This window comes from Bacillus sp. FSL P4-0248, assembly GCF_038593305.1.
In the GTDB taxonomy this organism is placed as follows: Bacteria; Bacillota; Bacilli; order Bacillales; family Bacillaceae; genus Bacillus; species Bacillus safensis.
In genome coordinates, this window is record NZ_CP151983.1 from 637,984 (window position 1) to 654,835 (window position 16,852).

The following is a 16,852-nucleotide window of genomic DNA, read 5'->3' on the forward strand; positions in this document are numbered from 1 at the left end:
GGTTCGAATCGTGCTTCAACAACTTTTATCCAATGCGTTCACCATGGTTTTAATCATTTTAGTGATTAATATTGTTTATGTTTCTTTTTCCACCATGCGTTTGATTTTAACGATGAAAGGCAGACGGTACGCAGCTGCTTTTGCGGGTACGATCGAAATGCTCATTTATGTCATTGGGCTAAGTATCGTTTTAGATAACTTAGATCAAATACAAAATGTCATTGCGTATGCGCTAGGTTATGGGATGGGGATCATTGTCGGGATGAAAATTGAAGAGAAGCTGGCACTTGGCTACACAACTGTTAACGTGATCACAAAAGAATTGGATGTCGATCTCCCAAGACAATTGAGAGAAAAAGGATATGGTGTCACCAGCTGGGTAGCAGGCGGTCTTGAAGGAGACCGGACAGCATTGCAAATTTTAACACCGAGAAAATATGAACTGCAATTATATGAAACGATTAAGACGCTGGATTCAAAGGCGTTTATCATTTCATATGAGCCCAAATCGATTCACGGCGGCTTCTGGGTGAAGGCTGTGAAGAAAAGGAGAATTAAAGAATGACCGCAAAACCAAAGAAGAAAAAATTCTATGTGGAAGACAACATGACGATTGATCAAGTGTTGTCCCAGATGGCAGCGGAAGGCTACTCGCCTGTCCGTCGAATGGAGGAACCGATTTTTCAAGAAAAGAAGGAAAATGGGTCGATTCAGATCATTCCGATTGGGAAAAAAATCGTATTTGAAGGAAAAATAGTCTAAATCCGAACATTAAAACGACGACTTCATAGATTGTTCGATAAATCCGTTGACATCATGAACATCCGTTGTTAAGATAAACATGAAATCAAAACACGAGCCTCATATAATCTTGGGAATATGGCCCATAAGTTTCTACCCAGTTACCGTAAATGACTGGACTATGCAGGATAGTGAACAAAACTGACATGGCAATTCAAAAGCGAACAGCGCTTACCATGGCCCGGTTTGTGTTGCTTCCTAACAATGCAATGCAAATCGGGCCTTTTTGTTCGGCGTTTGACAAGCTGCTTAGGTTTGGGAAGCGTGTCAAACGATACAAAATCGAATATCAGCTTAAAGGTGGGGACAAAATGAAGCCGCTTGTAGGTGTCATCATGGGAAGTACATCTGATTGGGAAACAATGAAAAATGCGTGCGACATCTTAGAGGAATTAAACATTCCGTACGAAAAACAGGTAGTATCCGCACACCGGACACCTGACTTGATGTTTGAATATGCGACTGAAGCAAGAGGTAAAGGACTAAAGGTCATCATTGCCGGTGCTGGAGGCGCAGCACATTTACCGGGGATGGTCGCAGCAAAAACGACACTGCCGGTCATTGGTGTGCCTGTACAATCAAAGGCACTAAACGGGCTGGATTCCTTATTATCCATCGTTCAAATGCCAGGCGGTGTACCAGTTGCTACAGTAGCAATTGGCAAAGCCGGTGCAACAAATGCAGGCCTTCTTGCCGCACAAATGATTTCAGCATTTGATGAAAAGGTCGCAGCTCGCCTTGAAGAAAGAAGAGAGCAGACAAAACAGACTGTACTAGAAAGCAGTGATCAGCTTGGCTAAGCAGACCATTTTTCCAAACGCAACCATCGGGATCATTGGCGGCGGACAGCTTGGCAGATACATGGCTGTCAGCGCAAAGCAAATGGGGTACCGGGCAGCAGTTCTAGACCCAGTCGCACAATCTCCTTGCGGACAGGTTGCCGATAAAGAAATCACAGCCGCATATAGTGACCTTGAAGCGATTCGAAAGCTGGCAGACATCAGCGATGTGGTGACTTATGAGTTTGAAAATATTGATTATGATGCACTCAATCAGCTGAAGGAAGAAGCCTATTTACCACAAGGAAGCGACCTTCTCCTTTTAACTCAAAATCGTGAGACCGAGAAAAAAGGAATTGTAGACGCAGGCTGTGAAGTAGCGCCTTACCGCATCATTCATGATGAAAAAGAGCTGGAAGACGCAGTGGACGTGCTTGGTTTGCCAGCCGTGCTGAAAACATGCAGAGGCGGCTACGACGGAAAAGGACAGTACGTCATTAAAGAAAAAGAACAGCTTCAGGAAGCAGCTGCACTGCTCACACATGGAACTTGTATTTTAGAAAGCTGGGTTCCATTCCAAATGGAGCTATCAGTGATCGTCACTCGTTCTGTTCATGGAGAGATTGCAGTATTCCCAGTCGCTGAGAACATTCATAAGCATAATATTTTGTTCCAAAGCATTGTACCTGCAAGGGTAGAGAACCGCATTCAGGAGAAAGCGAAAGAACTGGCAACAACACTGGCTGAAAAGCTGGGGCTGGTTGGTACTCTTGCTGTAGAACTGTTCCTGACAAATGACGGAAAGCTGCTCGTCAATGAACTGGCACCACGCCCGCATAATTCTGGTCATTATACACTCGATTTATGTGAGACAAGTCAGTTTGAACAGCATGTCCGCGCTATATGTGGTTTGCCGCTTGGCGGTACAGCCCTTTTATCAGAGGGAATGATGGTGAATTTATTAGGCGATGAAGTGGACATTCCAAAAGAGCATCCTGAGCTACTCAAAGAAGCGAAGCTTTATCTATATGGAAAGCATGAAGTAAAAGCCGGCCGCAAAATGGGGCATATGACGTTTATGAAACAGCTCGATGATGAGTGGATGACAAACATCACAAAGATATGGACTGAAAGAGATGGAGGAAACGGGAAATGATCGAACGTTACGCACGACCAGAAATGTCAGCAATCTGGACAGAGGAAAACAAATTTAATGCATGGCTTGAAGTAGAAATTCTCGCTTGTGAAGCTTGGGCAGAGCTTGGCGTCATTCCGAAAGAAGACGTTGTGACAATGCGCAAAAATGCAAGCTTTGATATTGGACGTATTTTAGAGATTGAACAAGACACGCGCCACGACGTGGTTGCCTTTACGCGTGCTGTCTCTGAATCTCTAGGAGAAGAAAGAAAGTGGGTTCATTACGGATTAACATCGACAGACGTAGTGGATACGGCGCTTTCATATCTATTAAAACAGGCGAACGATATCCTGCTCAAGGACATTGAGAGATTTGTTGACATACTAAAAGAAAAAGCAAAAGAGCACAAATATACCGTCATGATGGGCCGTACACACGGTGTACACGCTGAACCGACAACATTTGGCCTGAAGCTTGCTCTTTGGTACGAGGAAATGAAGCGTAACTTAGAACGTTTTAAACAAGCAAAAGCTGGCATTGAATATGGCAAAATCTCTGGAGCTGTTGGCACATATGCGAACATCGACCCGTTTGTTGAGCAATATGTATGTGAGAAACTTGGCATCAAAGCTGCACCAATTTCAACCCAAACCTTGCAGCGTGACCGCCATGCAGATTACATGGCTACTCTTGCTTTAGTCGCAACGAGCATTGAGAAATTTGCTGTTGAAATTCGTGGTCTTCAAAAGAGTGAAACACGTGAAGTAGAAGAATTCTTTGCCAAAGGACAAAAAGGATCATCAGCGATGCCGCATAAGCGTAACCCAATCGGCTCTGAAAATATGACGGGAATTGCCCGCGTGATCCGTGGATATATGCTGACAGCTTATGAAAATGTACCGCTTTGGCATGAGCGTGATATTTCTCATTCATCTGCTGAGCGCATCATTTTACCAGATGCAACGATTGCACTGAACTATATGCTCAACCGTTTCTCAAACATCGTGAAAAACTTAACGGTTTTCCCTGAGAACATGAAACGCAACATGGACCGCACACTTGGCTTAATTTACTCACAGCGCGTTCTTCTTGCATTAATCGATACAGGCATGGCACGTGAAGAGGCATATGACACAGTTCAGCCAAAGGCGATGGAAGCGTGGGAGAAACAAGTGCCGTTCCGTTCATTAGTAGAAGCAGAAGAAAAAATCACGTCACGCTTAACACCTGAACAAATCGCTGACTGCTTCGATTACAACTATCATTTGAAAAATGTCGATATGATTTTCGAACGTCTAGGTCTTGCGTAAGAAATGGGCCGCCTGCTTGCCAGGCGCCCAATCCTGAAAATTGCCAACATTCAAATTAGGAGGCTAACCTGAATGACTGTGAAACAAGAACTTCTCTACGAAGGCAAAGCGAAAAAAATCTATCAGACCGATGACGAGCATATTTTATATGTCGAATATAAAGACTCAGCTACAGCATTTAACGGAGAAAAGAAAGCCGAAATTGAAGGCAAAGGCAGACTGAACAACGAAATTTCGAGCTTAATCTTTCAAATGCTGCATGATAAGGGGATCAACAATCACTTTGTGAAACGTCTTTCTGAAACAGAGCAGCTCATTCAAAAGGTGCAGATTGTTCCGCTTGAAGTGGTTGTACGTAATGTGGTGGCAGGCAGTATGTCAAAACGCCTCGGCATTCCAGAGGGAACGAAACTGGACACACCTTTGATTGAGTTTTACTACAAAGATGATGCGCTCGGCGATCCGCTCATTACAGAAGATCATATCCGCATTTTAGATGCAGCGACACCAGAGCAGGTCGAGGAAATGAAACAAATCACAAGACAAGTGAATGAAGAGTTAAAACAAATCTTCTCAGACTGCCATGTGAATTTAATTGATTTCAAGCTTGAATTCGGAATAGATCACGAGAATCGTATTTTGCTAGCTGATGAGATTTCACCTGATACGTGCAGGCTTTGGGACAAAGATACAAACGAAAAGCTTGATAAAGACGTGTTCAGACGAAACCTGGGCGGCTTAACGAATGCATACGAAGAAATTTTCAAAAGACTTGGAGGCCATAAACATGTATAAAGTGAAAATTTTTGTCAGCTTAAAAGAGAGCGTTCTTGATCCACAAGGAAGTGCCGTGCAGCATGCTTTGCACAGTATGTCTTATCAGGAAGTAAAGGATGTCCGTATCGGGAAATACATGGAGCTTGTCATTGAAAAATCAGATCGTGATTTAGACACAGTCGTCAAAGAAATGTGTGAAAAATTACTTGCCAACACGGTGATTGAAGATTACCGCTATGAGGTGGAGGAGGTTGTCGCACAGTGAAGTTTGCAGTGATCGTCTTGCCTGGCTCTAACTGTGATATCGATATGTACCATGCGATTCAAGATGAGTTAGGTGAACAAGTTGAATATGTATGGCACGACGAAACGAGTCTTGACGGATTTGACGGTGTACTCGTACCAGGCGGTTTCTCTTATGGGGATTACTTAAGATGTGGTGCGATCGCCCGCTTCTCAAACATCATGCCGGCAGTGAAAAAAGCAGCTGAGGAAGGAAAACCTGTTCTTGGTGTTTGTAACGGGTTCCAAATTCTTCAGGAGCTTGGCATTCTTCCGGGTGCGATGAGACGAAATAAAGACTTGAAATTTATCTGTCGTCCAGTTGAACTCATTGTAGAAAACAACGAAACGCAATTTACAAGCGGTTATCAAAAAGGCGAATCCATTACGATTCCTGTAGCGCACGGTGAAGGCAACTTCTACTGTGACGAAGACACTTTAGCGAAGCTCATTGAACGCGGCCAAATCGCTTTCACTTACGGAGACGATATTAACGGCAGTGTGAATCGTATTGCAGGTGTAACGAATGAAGAGGGCAATGTACTCGGCATGATGCCGCACCCTGAGCGCGCGGTTGATTCATTACTAGGCAGCGCAGACGGACTTAAATTGTTTCAATCTATCGTGAAAAATTGGAGGGACACTCATGTCACTACTGCTTGAACCAAGTCACAAGCAAATTAAAGAAGAGAAATTGTATCAGCAAATGGGATTGAGTGATGAAGAATTCGCTTTAATCGAATCCATTATTGGCAGGCTGCCAAACTACACAGAAACGGGCATTTTTTCTGTCATGTGGTCAGAGCATTGCAGTTATAAAAACTCAAAGCCTGTTTTAAGCAAATTCCCGACAAAAGGAGAGCACGTCCTTCAAGGTCCTGGGGAAGGCGCTGGAATCGTTGATATTGGAGACAACCAAGCGGTTGTATTTAAAATCGAATCACATAACCATCCATCTGCGATTGAACCGTATCAAGGAGCGGCGACAGGTGTCGGCGGAATTATCCGTGATGTATTCTCCATGGGTGCGCGTCCAATTGCTGTATTAAACTCTCTTCGTTTTGGTGAACTGACTTCACCGCGCGTGAAGTACTTGTTTGAAGAAGTAGTGGCAGGGATCGCAGGCTATGGAAACTGTATCGGAATTCCAACAGTCGGCGGAGAGGTTCATTTCGATCAAAGCTATGAAGGCAACCCGCTCGTAAATGCAATGTGTGTTGGATTAATCAACCATGAAGACATCAAAAAAGGGCAGGCAAAAGGTGTCGGCAACACGGTCATGTACGTTGGTGCCAAAACGGGACGTGACGGAATTCACGGTGCAACATTTGCATCTGAGGAATTTTCTGATGAATCAGAAGAAAAACGCTCAGCAGTTCAAGTCGGTGATCCATTCATGGAAAAACTGCTGCTTGAAGCGTGCCTTGAAGTCATCAAAAACGATGCACTCGTTGGAATTCAGGATATGGGAGCGGCTGGCTTAACAAGCTCAAGTGCGGAAATGGCGAGTAAAGCAGGTTCTGGTATCGAGATGAATCTAGATCTTATCCCGCAGCGTGAAACAGGCATGTCAGCATACGAAATGATGCTGTCTGAATCTCAAGAGAGAATGCTTCTGGTCATTGAAAAAGGCCGTGAACAAGAAATCATTGATATTTTTGAAAAATACGATCTTGAAGCGGTATCAGTCGGTCATGTGACAGACGATAAAATGCTTCGTTTACTTCATCAAGGTGAAGTAGTATGTGAGCTTCCTGTTGATGCCCTTGCAGAAGAAGCGCCGGTTTATCACAAGCCATCAAGTGAGCCTGCATACTATCGTGAGTTTTTAGAAACAAAAGTTGAAGCACCTGCTATCACAGATGCAGCCGACACGTTAAAGCAGCTTCTCCAGCAGCCGACAATTGCAAGTAAAGAATGGGTTTATGATCAATATGACTACATGGTTCGGACAAATACAGTCGTTGCACCAGGCTCTGATGCGGGCGTTTTAAGAATCCGTGGAACGAAAAAAGCCCTTGCGATGACAACCGATTGTAACGCACGTTATCTCTACCTTGATCCAGAGGTCGGCGGGAAAATCGCAGTCGCAGAAGCAGCACGTAACATTGTGTGCTCAGGCGCTCGTCCGCTTGCAGTAACAGACAACTTGAACTTCGGTAACCCAGAAAAACCAGAAATTTTCTGGCAAATTGAAAAATCTGCTGACGGTATTAGCGAAGCGTGCCGCAAGCTAAGCACACCGGTTATCGGTGGTAACGTCTCTTTATATAACGAATCAAATGGAACAGCGATTTACCCAACACCAGTCATTGGGATGGTTGGTTTGGTGGAAGATACAGCTCATATTACGACGCAGTCGTTCCAGCAGGCTGGCGATGTGATTTTCGTCATTGGTGAGACGAAGGAAGAATTCGCAGGCAGTGAGCTTCAAAAGATGACAGAAGGCCGTATTTACGGAAAAGCACCAGAAATTGATTTGGATGTAGAGCTCACTCGTCAGGAAGCCCTTCTTGCTGCGATTCAAAACGGACTTGTTCAATCAGCACACGATGTGTCTGAAGGCGGTCTTGGTGTTGCACTTGCTGAAAGTACATTTGGAACAGACGGTCTTGGCGCTCATATCCAAATTGATTTAAACAGCGAAGCTTCATTATTCAGTGAAACACAGTCACGTTTTGTCGTCACAGTGAAACCAGAGCACCGCGAAGCGTTTGCTGCGGCTGTCAAAGATGCGAAAGAAGTTGGAACGGTCACAAATGATGGGGTATTTACTGTCAAAAATCAAGAAGGACAACAATGGATTCATGCAGCGGTCAACGAGCTTGAACGCGCATGGAAAGGAGCGATCCCATGCTTGCTGAAATCAGAGGCTTAAACGAAGAGTGTGGCGTCTTTGGGGTTTGGGGACACGAAGAAGCCCCGCAAATCACATATTACGGATTGCATAGTCTTCAGCACCGAGGACAAGAGGGTGCGGGAATCATTGCAACAGATGGTGAAAACCTGACGGCACATAAAGGCCTTGGACTGATTACGGAAGTCTTTCAAAACGGTGAGCTAAAGGATTTGAAAGGAAAAGGTGCGATCGGACACGTTCGGTATGCGACAGCAGGCGGAGGCGGCTTTGAAAATGTGCAGCCCCTCTTCTTCCGCTCGCAAAACAACGGCAGTCTTGCCCTTGCTCATAATGGGAACTTAGTGAATGCAACGCAATTAAAGCAGCAGCTAGAGAACCAGGGGAGTATATTCCAAACATCTTCTGACACTGAAGTGCTTGCTCATTTAATTAAGCGCAGCGGCTATGTTGAATTGAAAGAGCAGATCAAAAATGCCCTATCCATGCTTAAAGGCGCATATGCTTTCTTAATTATGACGGAAACAGAAATGATTGTGGCTCTTGATCCGAACGGCTTACGTCCGCTTTCACTTGGTATGCTTGGGGATGCGTATGTTGTTGCTTCTGAAACATGTGCATTTGATGTTGTCGGTGCCACGTATTTACGAGATGTAGAGCCTGGAGAAATGCTGATCATTAATGATGAAGGCCTGAAATCTGAACGCTTCTCCATGAACATTAACCGCAGCATGTGCAGCATGGAATACATTTATTTCTCAAGACCTGACAGCAATATCAACGGCATCAACGTGCATAGTGCGAGAAAGAACCTTGGCAAAAAGCTTGCCGAGGAAGCGCATGTCGAAGCAGATGTCGTGACAGGTGTACCAGATTCGAGTATTTCTGCAGCGATTGGATATGCCGAAGCAACAGGTATTCCATATGAGCTCGGTTTAATTAAAAACCGTTATGTCGGACGGACCTTTATCCAGCCGTCTCAAGCATTGCGTGAGCAGGGCGTGCGCATGAAGCTGTCAGCTGTGCGCGGGGTCGTCGAAGGAAAACGTGTCGTGATGGTGGATGATTCCATCGTACGCGGAACTACGAGCCGCCGCATTGTGACGATGCTAAGAGAAGCGGGTGCGACGGAAGTCCATGTACGCATTAGTTCACCGCCTATCGCACATCCATGTTTTTATGGAATTGATACGTCCACACATGAAGAGCTGATTGCTTCTTCTCATTCAGTGGAAGAAATTAGACAGGAAATCGGTGCAGACTCCATTGCATTTTTATCCGTAGACGGTTTAATGGACGGGATTGGCAGGAAGTATGATGATCCGCAGCGCGGTCAATGCTTAGCATGCTTTACTGGGAAATACCCGACTGAAATTTATGAAGATACTGTTCTTCCGCATGTGAAGGAAACAGCACTGACGAAATAATCGAATAAAGGAGCAGCAGTCAAGATGATTTGATATGCTGCTCTTTCATTCTGCTGAAAATAAATGGAAGAGAAGCAGCTAAAAGGAGTGAATGGGATGTCAGAAGCATATAAAAACGCCGGTGTCGACATCGAAGCAGGATACGAAGCCGTCAAACGAATGAAAACACACGTAGAACGTACAAAAAGAGCAGGCGTCATGGGTGCTCTAGGCGGATTTGGCGGTATGTTTGATTTATCTGAGCTGCCATACAAAAAGCCCGTTCTTGTCTCAGGAACAGATGGTGTCGGAACAAAATTAAAGCTTGCCTTTTTAATGGATCAACACGATACGATCGGTGTTGATGCCGTGGCAATGTGTGTGAACGATGTGCTGGCACAAGGGGCAGAGCCGCTCTTTTTCTTAGATTACCTAGCAGTTGGTAAAGCAGATCCGATAAAAATTGAATCAATCGTCAAAGGTGTGGCTGACGGCTGTGAGCAGTCTGGTTCAGCGCTTGTCGGCGGAGAAACAGCAGAAATGCCGGGTCTTTACACAGAAGATGAATATGATATTGCTGGTTTTTCAGTAGGCGTCGTTGAAAAGGATGAAATCGTGACAGGAGAGAGCATCAAAGAGGGGCACTTGCTTATTGGACTCAGCTCAAGCGGAATTCATAGCAATGGGTACTCTCTCGTTCGTAAAGTATTGTTGGAAGACGCTGGTCTGGATCTGCATCAAACGTATGAACCTTTTACAAGACCGCTTGGAGAAGAGCTTCTTGAACCGACCAAAATTTATGTGAAGCCTGTTCTCAAACAAGTGAAAGCCGGCAAGATTGACGGCATGGCACATGTGACAGGCGGCGGCTTTATTGAAAATTTACCGCGTATGCTGCCTGAAGGGCTTGGCGTTGAGATTGATAACGGCTCATGGCCAGTACCGCCAATTTTCTCCTTTATTCAAGAAAAAGGACAGTTAAAGGCAGAAGAAATGTTCAACGTGTTTAATATGGGCATTGGTTTTGTCTTAGCGGTAAAAGAAGATGACCTTGTCGAAGTGATCAGAGGACTTGAAGAAGACGGAGAGAAAGCATTTCTCATCGGCCGTGTTCAAAAAGGAGAAGGTGTCACATTCGGCGGTGGAAGCCTCTCATGAAGAAGTTTGCGATCTTCGCCTCTGGAAGCGGGACGAATTTTCAAGCCATTATGGATACATTAAAAAAAGAACAGTGGCAGGCAGAGGCCGCCATTGTGATTTGTGATAAACCGGGTGCAAAGGTGCTGGAGCGTGCTGAGAAAGAGGGCATTCCCTCCTTTGCCTTTACCCCGAAGGCGTTTCCGAATAAAGCCGCTTTTGAACAAACGATCATTGAACAGCTTAGGCTGCATGAAGTGGAATGGATTTTCCTTGCTGGGTATATGAGACTGATTGGTCCAACATTACTTGAAGCATTCAGAGGGAAAATTGTCAATATTCACCCGTCCTTGCTGCCAGCCTTCCCAGGGCTGGATGCCATTGGACAAGCCTATCAAGCAGGCGTCAAAGTGGCGGGTATCACCGTCCATTTTGTCGATGAAGGCATGGATACAGGTCCGATCATTGACCAAGCGTCGATTTACATCGAACAAGGGGAAGAGCTTGAATCGATTGAAAAAAGAATGCATGAACTAGAACACACACTATATCCAAAAGTGATCAAATCACTTTTAGAATTATCTTAATGAGGTGACGAAGGCATGACGATCAAACGCGCATTAATCAGTGTTTCCGATAAAACGAATCTTGTACCTTTTGTGAAAGAATTAACAGAACTTGGCGTTGAAGTGATTTCAACTGGAGGTACACATAAGCTTCTTCAAGAGAACGGCATTGATGTCATTGGAATTTCAGAAGTCACTGGATTCCCTGAAATCATGGACGGACGACTCAAAACACTTCACCCGAACATTCATGGCGGGCTTTTAGCAGTGAGAGAAAACGATGAGCATATGGCACAGATTGAGAAGCATGGCATTCAGCCGATTGATCTTGTTGTCGTGAATCTCTATCCATTCAAAGAGACGATCTCAAAAGACGATGTGACGTATGAAGAAGCGATTGAAAACATTGATATTGGCGGACCGGGAATGCTTCGTGCAGCATCAAAAAACCACCAAGACGTCACAGTGATTGTCGATCCTCGTGACTATGATACAGTCATCCAGCAAATCAAAGAAGGCGGCGTGTCACTCGAGAAAAAACGTGAGCTCGCTGCAAAGGTATTCCGTCATACGGCTGCTTACGATGCTCTGATTGCGGATTACTTAACAAACTTTGTGGGCGAAACAGAGCCAGAACAGTTCACTGTCACGTTTGAGAAAAAACAATCCCTTCGTTATGGAGAAAACCCGCACCAAGCGGCGACTTTCTATGAAAATGCTCTTCCAGCCAAAGGTTCATTGGCTACTGCAAAGCAATTACATGGAAAAGAACTTTCCTACAACAATATCAAAGATGCAGATGCCGCTCTTCAAATTGTACGTGAATTCACGGAGCCAGCAGCTGTTGCTGTGAAGCATATGAACCCGTGCGGCGTTGGTACAGGAGAAACAATTGCAGAAGCATTTGACAGAGCATTCAAAGCAGATGAGACGTCTATTTTTGGCGGCATTGTGGCACTTAACCGTGAAGTAGACAAACAAACGGCTGAGGTGCTGCATACGATTTTCTTAGAAATTGTCATCGCCCCATCGTTCAGCCAAGAAGCACTTGACGTGTTAACAGCGAAAAAGAATCTTCGTCTATTAACATTAGATGTAGAAGCAGATCTTGGGAAAAAAGAAAAACAGCTGACAAGTGTTCATGGCGGACTGCTTGTTCAGGATATTGACACGTACGGCTTAGAGGAAGCAACGATTTCTATTCCAACGAAAAGAGAACCAACAGAAGACGAATGGAAAGACTTAAAGCTTGCTTGGAAAGTAGTCAAGCATGTGAAATCAAATGCTATTGTCCTTGCGAAAGATCAAATGACAGCAGGAATCGGTGCTGGTCAAATGAACCGCGTGGGCTCAGCTAACATTGCAATTGAGCAAGCTGGTGAAAAGGCAAAAGGAAGCGCACTAGGCTCTGATGCATTCTTCCCAATGGGCGATACAGTGGAAGCTGCTGCAAAGGCAGGCGTCACAGCGATCATTCAGCCAGGCGGATCTATTCGTGATGAAGAATCGATTCAAAAAGCAGATGAATACGGCATCGCCATGGTCTTCACTGGCGTTAGACATTTCAAACATTAAGGGGATGACAGTGTGAACGTATTAATTATCGGCAGAGGCGGAAGAGAGCATACCATCGCATGGAAAGTGAATCAAAGTGAACTTGTCAGCCAAGTATTTGTCGCACCCGGCAATGATGGAATGACAGATGCTGCGAAGCTTGTACCAATCGACGAAGGCGATCATGAGTCATTAATTCGTTTTGCAAAAGAAAACGAAATCGGCTTAACCATTGTCGGTCCAGAGGTTCCTTTAATCGCAGGTGTCGTTGATGCATTTGAAGAAGCAGGTCTAAAAGTATTTGGACCGAATGCAAAAGCTGCGGTCATTGAAGGCTCAAAGGAATTTGCAAAAGACTTAATGAAGAACTACGATATCCCAACAGCCGCTTACGCTGCCTTTACCTCGTTTGAAGAAGCAAAAGCATATGTAGAAGAAAAGGGTGCGCCGATTGTCATTAAAGCAGACGGGCTTGCCGCAGGAAAAGGCGTCACAGTGGCCATGACGCTTGAAGAGGCCGTCGATTGTCTGCATGATTTCTTAGAGGATGAAAAGTTTGGCGATGCAAGTGCATCTGTTGTCATCGAAGAATTTTTAACAGGCGAAGAATTTTCACTCATGGCCTTTGTCAACGGAGAAAAGGTGTACCCGATGGTGATTGCGCAGGATCACAAACGGGCCTTTGAAGATGACAAAGGGCCGAACACTGGCGGAATGGGCGCTTATTCACCAGTTCCGCAAATTTCAGATGAAGTGGTTCAGAAAGCCGTGGAAGATGTTGTGAAACCGGTAGCTCGCGCGATGGTGCAGGAAGGGCGTCCATTTACAGGCATTTTATATGCAGGTTTAATGCTGACACCAGAAGGCTCAAAGGTGATTGAATTCAATGCACGCTTTGGCGACCCTGAAACGCAAGTGGTTCTCCCTCGTCTTGAATCAGATTTAGTCCAAGTATTCCTCGATATTCTTGATGGAAAAGATGTGGACTTACAGTGGAAAGACACTGCGGCTGTCAGTGTGGTTCTTGCATCAGAAGGATACCCAGAAGACTATGCAAAAGGCACACCGATCGGTGCCTTGCAAACGACTGTCTCTGATGTCGTGACCTTCCATGCAGGAACAAAAAAAGAAAACGATCAATTCGTCACAAATGGCGGACGTGTAGCGAATGTGACCGCATTTGACGACACATTTGAAGCGGCAAGATCAAGAGTGTATGAAGCGGTTGAAGAAATCATACAGCCAGGTCTATTTTATCGCCGTGACATCGGTGCCCGTGCGCTGAAGGCTGCGGGGAAAAACGTTTAATCAAAACACCTTTCTATCTGATGAGATGGAAAGGTGTTTTTTGTTCATGAGAAGGGATGATGCTCGAATATGAAGAAGTAGTATGGGATGACGAGTTTATGAGGAGGCAGCATGGTCATTCAAGGAATTATTCTATTTGCAATCGTGTTACTTATTTTATTTATACTGTTCTCAAATCTCATCATGTATGAAGCGAGAAAGCAAAACAAAGCCAAAAAAGGCTCAGCCATTCGGTATATGATCATGTCGATTTTTTCTGGTATCGTCATTGTTTCATTTTCCATTTGGATTTTTTTATTAGCTGATTTATAAGAGAGGATGAGTATATGGTGCAATTGAAGGAACTTGCGAACGAGCGTTTTTCTGCCTCGATCTGTATTGATTCATTTAATGAGCGAATCCGTTTGGATGACTACAGCGGCAGGGTGCGGGATGTGATTCAGTCGGTTCTTAAGGAAGCGGCAGACTGCAAGGCTTCTAAGGTCATTGTGAAAGTCAGGCGTGAGCATATGTCTCTTTTTTTAGAAAAAGGCTTTCGGCTTGAAGGCGTGTTTTCTCATTATTTTCTTGGAAGTGATGCGTACGGCATGTCGCTCTTTCTGACGGAGGATCGGATGAACAGCCCGTATTGGCTGAAGGAAGATGAAATTGTTGCGTCTATTCAGGAAAAGCCTCTCAAAAAAGACCAAGGCACGTGGCAGGATGAGTTTGTGATGAGGAAAGCAGATACGCAGGATATTCACAAGCTGGCAAAGCTCTATGATACCGTTTTTGAAACGTATCCTACGCCAATGAATGAGCCAGATTACATCCAAAAGGTGATGGAGGAAGGGACCGTCTTTTATGCCGTTGAACATGACGGTCACATTGTGAGTGCAGCATCCGCTGAAATCAATGCGCCGTATGGTCATGCGGAATTAACAGATTGTGCGACCCTTCCATCATACAGAAAACTAGGATTCATGCATCATTTGATTCTAGCACTCGAAAAAGAACTTCAATCCATGCACATCTATGTCTTTTATTCTCTCGCACGTGCACTGTCCTATGGAATGAACCAAGTGTTTTATCAGCTCGGCTATACGTATACCGGGCGTTTCCAAAACAACTGTTATATTTTTGACAAAATTGAAGATATGAATCTATGGGTGAAAACGCCGAATGAATCATGAAATGGTTCTCATCTGATCAAGCAGACCAGATAGGCGGTACGCCATGATACTGAGCTGTAGCTTCATTCGATCATCCGTGGATTTGAGGCTGCAGCCTGTTCTCGTTTCAATTTGTTTCAGCCGGTAGCTTAATGTATGCCTATGAATAAACAATTCCCCCGCAGATTTTTGAATATTTTCATTGTGGGCCAAATACACTTCGAGTGTATGGATCAGGTCTGCTCCCTGTTTTTTCGTATAAAGCAAAGGACTTAACAGCTCCACGTAAAAGTCATGCAAATTCATACCCGCTTCATTCATTTCAAGCAGCATCCCGTATAAGCCGAGCTTCTGATAATGAATGATGCATTCGTCTGTCTTTAAAAGCGGAAGAAGCCTTGCTGCATACTGCGCTTCCTTCGCGCTTTTTGAAAAGAGACCGATCTGGTCATAGGCTCTCCCAATGCCAATCACAATCGGATGGACGGGAAAAAAATAAGACCAAGTGCTCCGGCACTCTTCTGCTGCGCGATACCACTCCGCTTCTTGAAACGCTTTTTTTCCTGCTGGTGTAAGAACAAAAATGGAATCTAGCCTTGTCTTAAGTAAAAAAGGAATATGTCTGCGTTCAAATATCGACGTGAGCAATTGAGATAGACGCTGCATCATTTGGTGATCGAGCTGTGTGTGCTGATGCTGAAATTGAAAGTAGATGACCACCTGCTCATCGCTCATATCGTATTGCAGCTTTGTTGCCTGTTCGACCACATAGCTTTCTTCTGTGTATTGCTGCTGCAAAATATCATCTAACAAATGACCTTGCATTTGGTTTTCTGTATCTTGAATGGCTTTTTGCTTCAGCCATTCAATCGCATACACCGCCCCGGCATGCTCGATGGCAATCGCGTCGAGATGATGCCACGCATCCTTTTTCTTTAAAGATACAATAAATCCGAAAATATCGCCCATCGCAATCACCGGACATGCAGCGAGGACAAACGCACCGCACGTGTCATAAACGAGCCTTCCTTTCTCCTCAGCCTGCTTGAGAAGAGGCGTCGTTTCGATTGGTTCACGATCTGTCAGAAAGCCAAAAGCAGGAGAGTACGTCACTTTATCTTTGATGAGATGAGCTGCTGTTTGATGTAAAAAAACATCAAGCACAACGATGTTCGCCGAAGTGAGATGGGCCAGCTCATCTGTAATTTGGGTGACATTTTTATTGCTGACATTTAAATGGGTTAGTCTTTGGTGAATGGCTGAAGAATATTTAAGCTGATGGAGCTGACTGCTGACGATTTGCTCTAGGACGGCTTTTGTAATGTCTGAGAAGTTGACATGTGAAGGAATCTCGATGAGTGGAATGCCGCTGTTTTTGGCAGCTTCGATCAGTGATGCCGGAATTTCCGTTAAGTATACGCCTTTATAAATCGCAATGGCCGATAGACGTTGAGATTGAATCAGCTCCTCAAGCCGGGTGCGCCTTTCCTGATTGTCTGCAAGCCCAAAACCGGTTGTGACGAGCAGTTCCCCTTCTGAAAGCCTTGAAGTATCTTCGATAATTTCCACGATGGTCACCCACTGAATGAGGCGGTCCAGTCCATTTTCCCCAGCAAGCAGCTTTGTTTCCTTCATGATATCGAGCGAGAGTGCATCTTTGACGAGAATCGCCATAGACTCATGACCTCCTTTTGAACACTCTTATACACGATGTATAAAAAATGTGTGTGAAATTCGGGCATGTGGCGAATGGAGGATGACTGCCCTCTTGATTAAGCTAATCTTA

17 protein-coding genes and 1 riboswitch are annotated in these 16,852 nt (G+C 44.7%); of the genes, 16 read left to right on the top strand and 1 reads right to left on the bottom strand.

The features are described 5' to 3' along the window. The first annotated feature begins 10 nt into the window (after positions 1–10). From NST65_RS03190 to ablB, 16 genes are all read left to right on the top strand, one after another. Positions 11–565: a DUF2179 domain-containing protein gene (locus tag NST65_RS03190; RefSeq protein WP_024424505.1), complete on the top strand. Its 555-nt coding sequence runs from the start codon at positions 11–13 to the stop codon at positions 563–565. After that, positions 562–762, top strand: coding sequence for an NETI motif-containing protein (locus NST65_RS03195; protein ID WP_012009137.1), 201 nt, complete (start codon positions 562–564; stop codon positions 760–762). Before NST65_RS03190 ends, NST65_RS03195 begins: the two co-directional genes overlap by 4 nt. A gap of 79 nt (positions 763–841) precedes the next feature. Then, positions 842–943, top strand: a riboswitch (purine riboswitch). Between the two features lie 169 nt (positions 944–1,112). Then, complete coding sequence (gene purE / locus NST65_RS03200) at positions 1,113–1,601, top strand: 5-(carboxyamino)imidazole ribonucleotide mutase (protein ID WP_024424506.1); 489 nt, start codon at positions 1,113–1,115, stop codon at positions 1,599–1,601. Then, a complete protein-coding gene (gene purK / locus NST65_RS03205) occupies positions 1,594–2,736 on the top strand; it encodes a 5-(carboxyamino)imidazole ribonucleotide synthase (RefSeq protein ID WP_111927667.1) in 1,143 nt (380 codons plus the stop codon). Before purE ends, purK begins: the two co-directional genes overlap by 8 nt. Then, the gene (gene purB / locus NST65_RS03210) at positions 2,733–4,028 is read left to right on the top strand and encodes an adenylosuccinate lyase (RefSeq protein WP_008355754.1); all 1,296 of its coding nucleotides are present in this window, start codon (positions 2,733–2,735) and stop codon (positions 4,026–4,028) included. The genes purK and purB overlap by 4 nt, the downstream gene beginning before the upstream one ends. Before the next feature lie 72 nt (positions 4,029–4,100). Beyond that, positions 4,101–4,823, top strand: coding sequence for a phosphoribosylaminoimidazolesuccinocarboxamide synthase (gene purC / locus NST65_RS03215; protein WP_025092620.1), 723 nt, complete (start codon positions 4,101–4,103; stop codon positions 4,821–4,823). After that, the gene (gene purS, locus NST65_RS03220; protein ID WP_003214349.1) at positions 4,816–5,070 is read left to right on the top strand and encodes a phosphoribosylformylglycinamidine synthase subunit PurS; all 255 of its coding nucleotides are present in this window, start codon (positions 4,816–4,818) and stop codon (positions 5,068–5,070) included. Before purC ends, purS begins: the two co-directional genes overlap by 8 nt. Then, on the top strand, positions 5,067–5,750 hold the full coding sequence (gene purQ / locus NST65_RS03225) for a phosphoribosylformylglycinamidine synthase subunit PurQ (protein ID WP_024424510.1): 684 nt from the start codon (positions 5,067–5,069) through the stop codon (positions 5,748–5,750). The genes purS and purQ overlap by 4 nt, the downstream gene beginning before the upstream one ends. After that, positions 5,734–7,965: a phosphoribosylformylglycinamidine synthase subunit PurL gene (gene purL / locus NST65_RS03230; RefSeq protein ID WP_044335226.1), complete on the top strand. Its 2,232-nt coding sequence runs from the start codon at positions 5,734–5,736 to the stop codon at positions 7,963–7,965. The genes purQ and purL overlap by 17 nt, the downstream gene beginning before the upstream one ends. Beyond that, a complete protein-coding gene (purF, locus tag NST65_RS03235) occupies positions 7,941–9,371 on the top strand; it encodes an amidophosphoribosyltransferase (RefSeq protein ID WP_024424615.1) in 1,431 nt (476 codons plus the stop codon). Before purL ends, purF begins: the two co-directional genes overlap by 25 nt. A 96-nt stretch (positions 9,372–9,467) precedes the next feature. After that, complete coding sequence (gene purM / locus NST65_RS03240) at positions 9,468–10,508, top strand: phosphoribosylformylglycinamidine cyclo-ligase (protein ID WP_024424511.1); 1,041 nt, start codon at positions 9,468–9,470, stop codon at positions 10,506–10,508. Then, positions 10,505–11,074, top strand: a complete 570-nt coding sequence (gene purN / locus NST65_RS03245; protein WP_041108687.1) for a phosphoribosylglycinamide formyltransferase — start codon at positions 10,505–10,507, stop codon at positions 11,072–11,074. The genes purM and purN overlap by 4 nt, the downstream gene beginning before the upstream one ends. 15 nt (positions 11,075–11,089) lie before the next feature. Beyond that, on the top strand, positions 11,090–12,628 hold the full coding sequence (purH, locus tag NST65_RS03250) for a bifunctional phosphoribosylaminoimidazolecarboxamide formyltransferase/IMP cyclohydrolase (protein WP_025092624.1): 1,539 nt from the start codon (positions 11,090–11,092) through the stop codon (positions 12,626–12,628). A gap of 12 nt (positions 12,629–12,640) precedes the next feature. Then, the gene (purD, locus tag NST65_RS03255; protein WP_111927666.1) at positions 12,641–13,915 is read left to right on the top strand and encodes a phosphoribosylamine--glycine ligase; all 1,275 of its coding nucleotides are present in this window, start codon (positions 12,641–12,643) and stop codon (positions 13,913–13,915) included. 111 nt (positions 13,916–14,026) lie between these two features. Then, positions 14,027–14,227, top strand: a complete 201-nt coding sequence (locus tag NST65_RS03260; RefSeq protein WP_111927665.1) for a hypothetical protein — start codon at positions 14,027–14,029, stop codon at positions 14,225–14,227. A 14-nt stretch (positions 14,228–14,241) separates the two neighbouring features. After that, positions 14,242–15,087: a putative beta-lysine N-acetyltransferase gene (gene ablB, locus NST65_RS03265; RefSeq protein ID WP_111927664.1), complete on the top strand. Its 846-nt coding sequence runs from the start codon at positions 14,242–14,244 to the stop codon at positions 15,085–15,087. Here the strand turns inward: ablB and NST65_RS03270 are convergent. After that, a complete protein-coding gene (locus NST65_RS03270; protein ID WP_111927663.1) occupies positions 15,082–16,740 on the bottom strand; it encodes a PucR family transcriptional regulator in 1,659 nt (552 codons plus the stop codon). The two genes, ablB and NST65_RS03270, sit on opposite strands and share 6 nt — an antisense overlap. Positions 16,741–16,852: the final 112 nt, after the last annotated feature.

What these genes read in the sequence shown, in the direction of transcription:
- NST65_RS03195 (WP_012009137.1), top strand. Translation starts at nt 562, where the DNA reads ATGACCGCAAAACCAAAGAAGAAAAAATTCTATGTGGAAGACAACATG.
- purL (WP_044335226.1), top strand. Translation starts at nt 5,734, where the DNA reads ATGTCACTACTGCTTGAACCAAGTCACAAGCAAATTAAAGAAGAGAAA.
- purM (WP_024424511.1), top strand. Translation starts at nt 9,468, where the DNA reads ATGTCAGAAGCATATAAAAACGCCGGTGTCGACATCGAAGCAGGATAC.
- purB (WP_008355754.1), top strand. Translation starts at nt 2,733, where the DNA reads ATGATCGAACGTTACGCACGACCAGAAATGTCAGCAATCTGGACAGAG.
- NST65_RS03260 (WP_111927665.1), top strand. Translation starts at nt 14,027, where the DNA reads ATGGTCATTCAAGGAATTATTCTATTTGCAATCGTGTTACTTATTTTA.
- purH (WP_025092624.1), top strand. Translation starts at nt 11,090, where the DNA reads ATGACGATCAAACGCGCATTAATCAGTGTTTCCGATAAAACGAATCTT.
- purC (WP_025092620.1), top strand. Translation starts at nt 4,101, where the DNA reads ATGACTGTGAAACAAGAACTTCTCTACGAAGGCAAAGCGAAAAAAATC.
- purF (WP_024424615.1), top strand. Translation starts at nt 7,941, where the DNA reads ATGCTTGCTGAAATCAGAGGCTTAAACGAAGAGTGTGGCGTCTTTGGG.
- purS (WP_003214349.1), top strand. Translation starts at nt 4,816, where the DNA reads ATGTATAAAGTGAAAATTTTTGTCAGCTTAAAAGAGAGCGTTCTTGAT.
- NST65_RS03270 (WP_111927663.1), bottom strand. Translation starts at nt 16,740, where the DNA reads ATGGCGATTCTCGTCAAAGATGCACTCTCGCTCGATATCATGAAGGAA.
- purN (WP_041108687.1), top strand. Translation starts at nt 10,505, where the DNA reads ATGAAGAAGTTTGCGATCTTCGCCTCTGGAAGCGGGACGAATTTTCAA.
- ablB (WP_111927664.1), top strand. Translation starts at nt 14,242, where the DNA reads ATGGTGCAATTGAAGGAACTTGCGAACGAGCGTTTTTCTGCCTCGATC.
- purE (WP_024424506.1), top strand. Translation starts at nt 1,113, where the DNA reads ATGAAGCCGCTTGTAGGTGTCATCATGGGAAGTACATCTGATTGGGAA.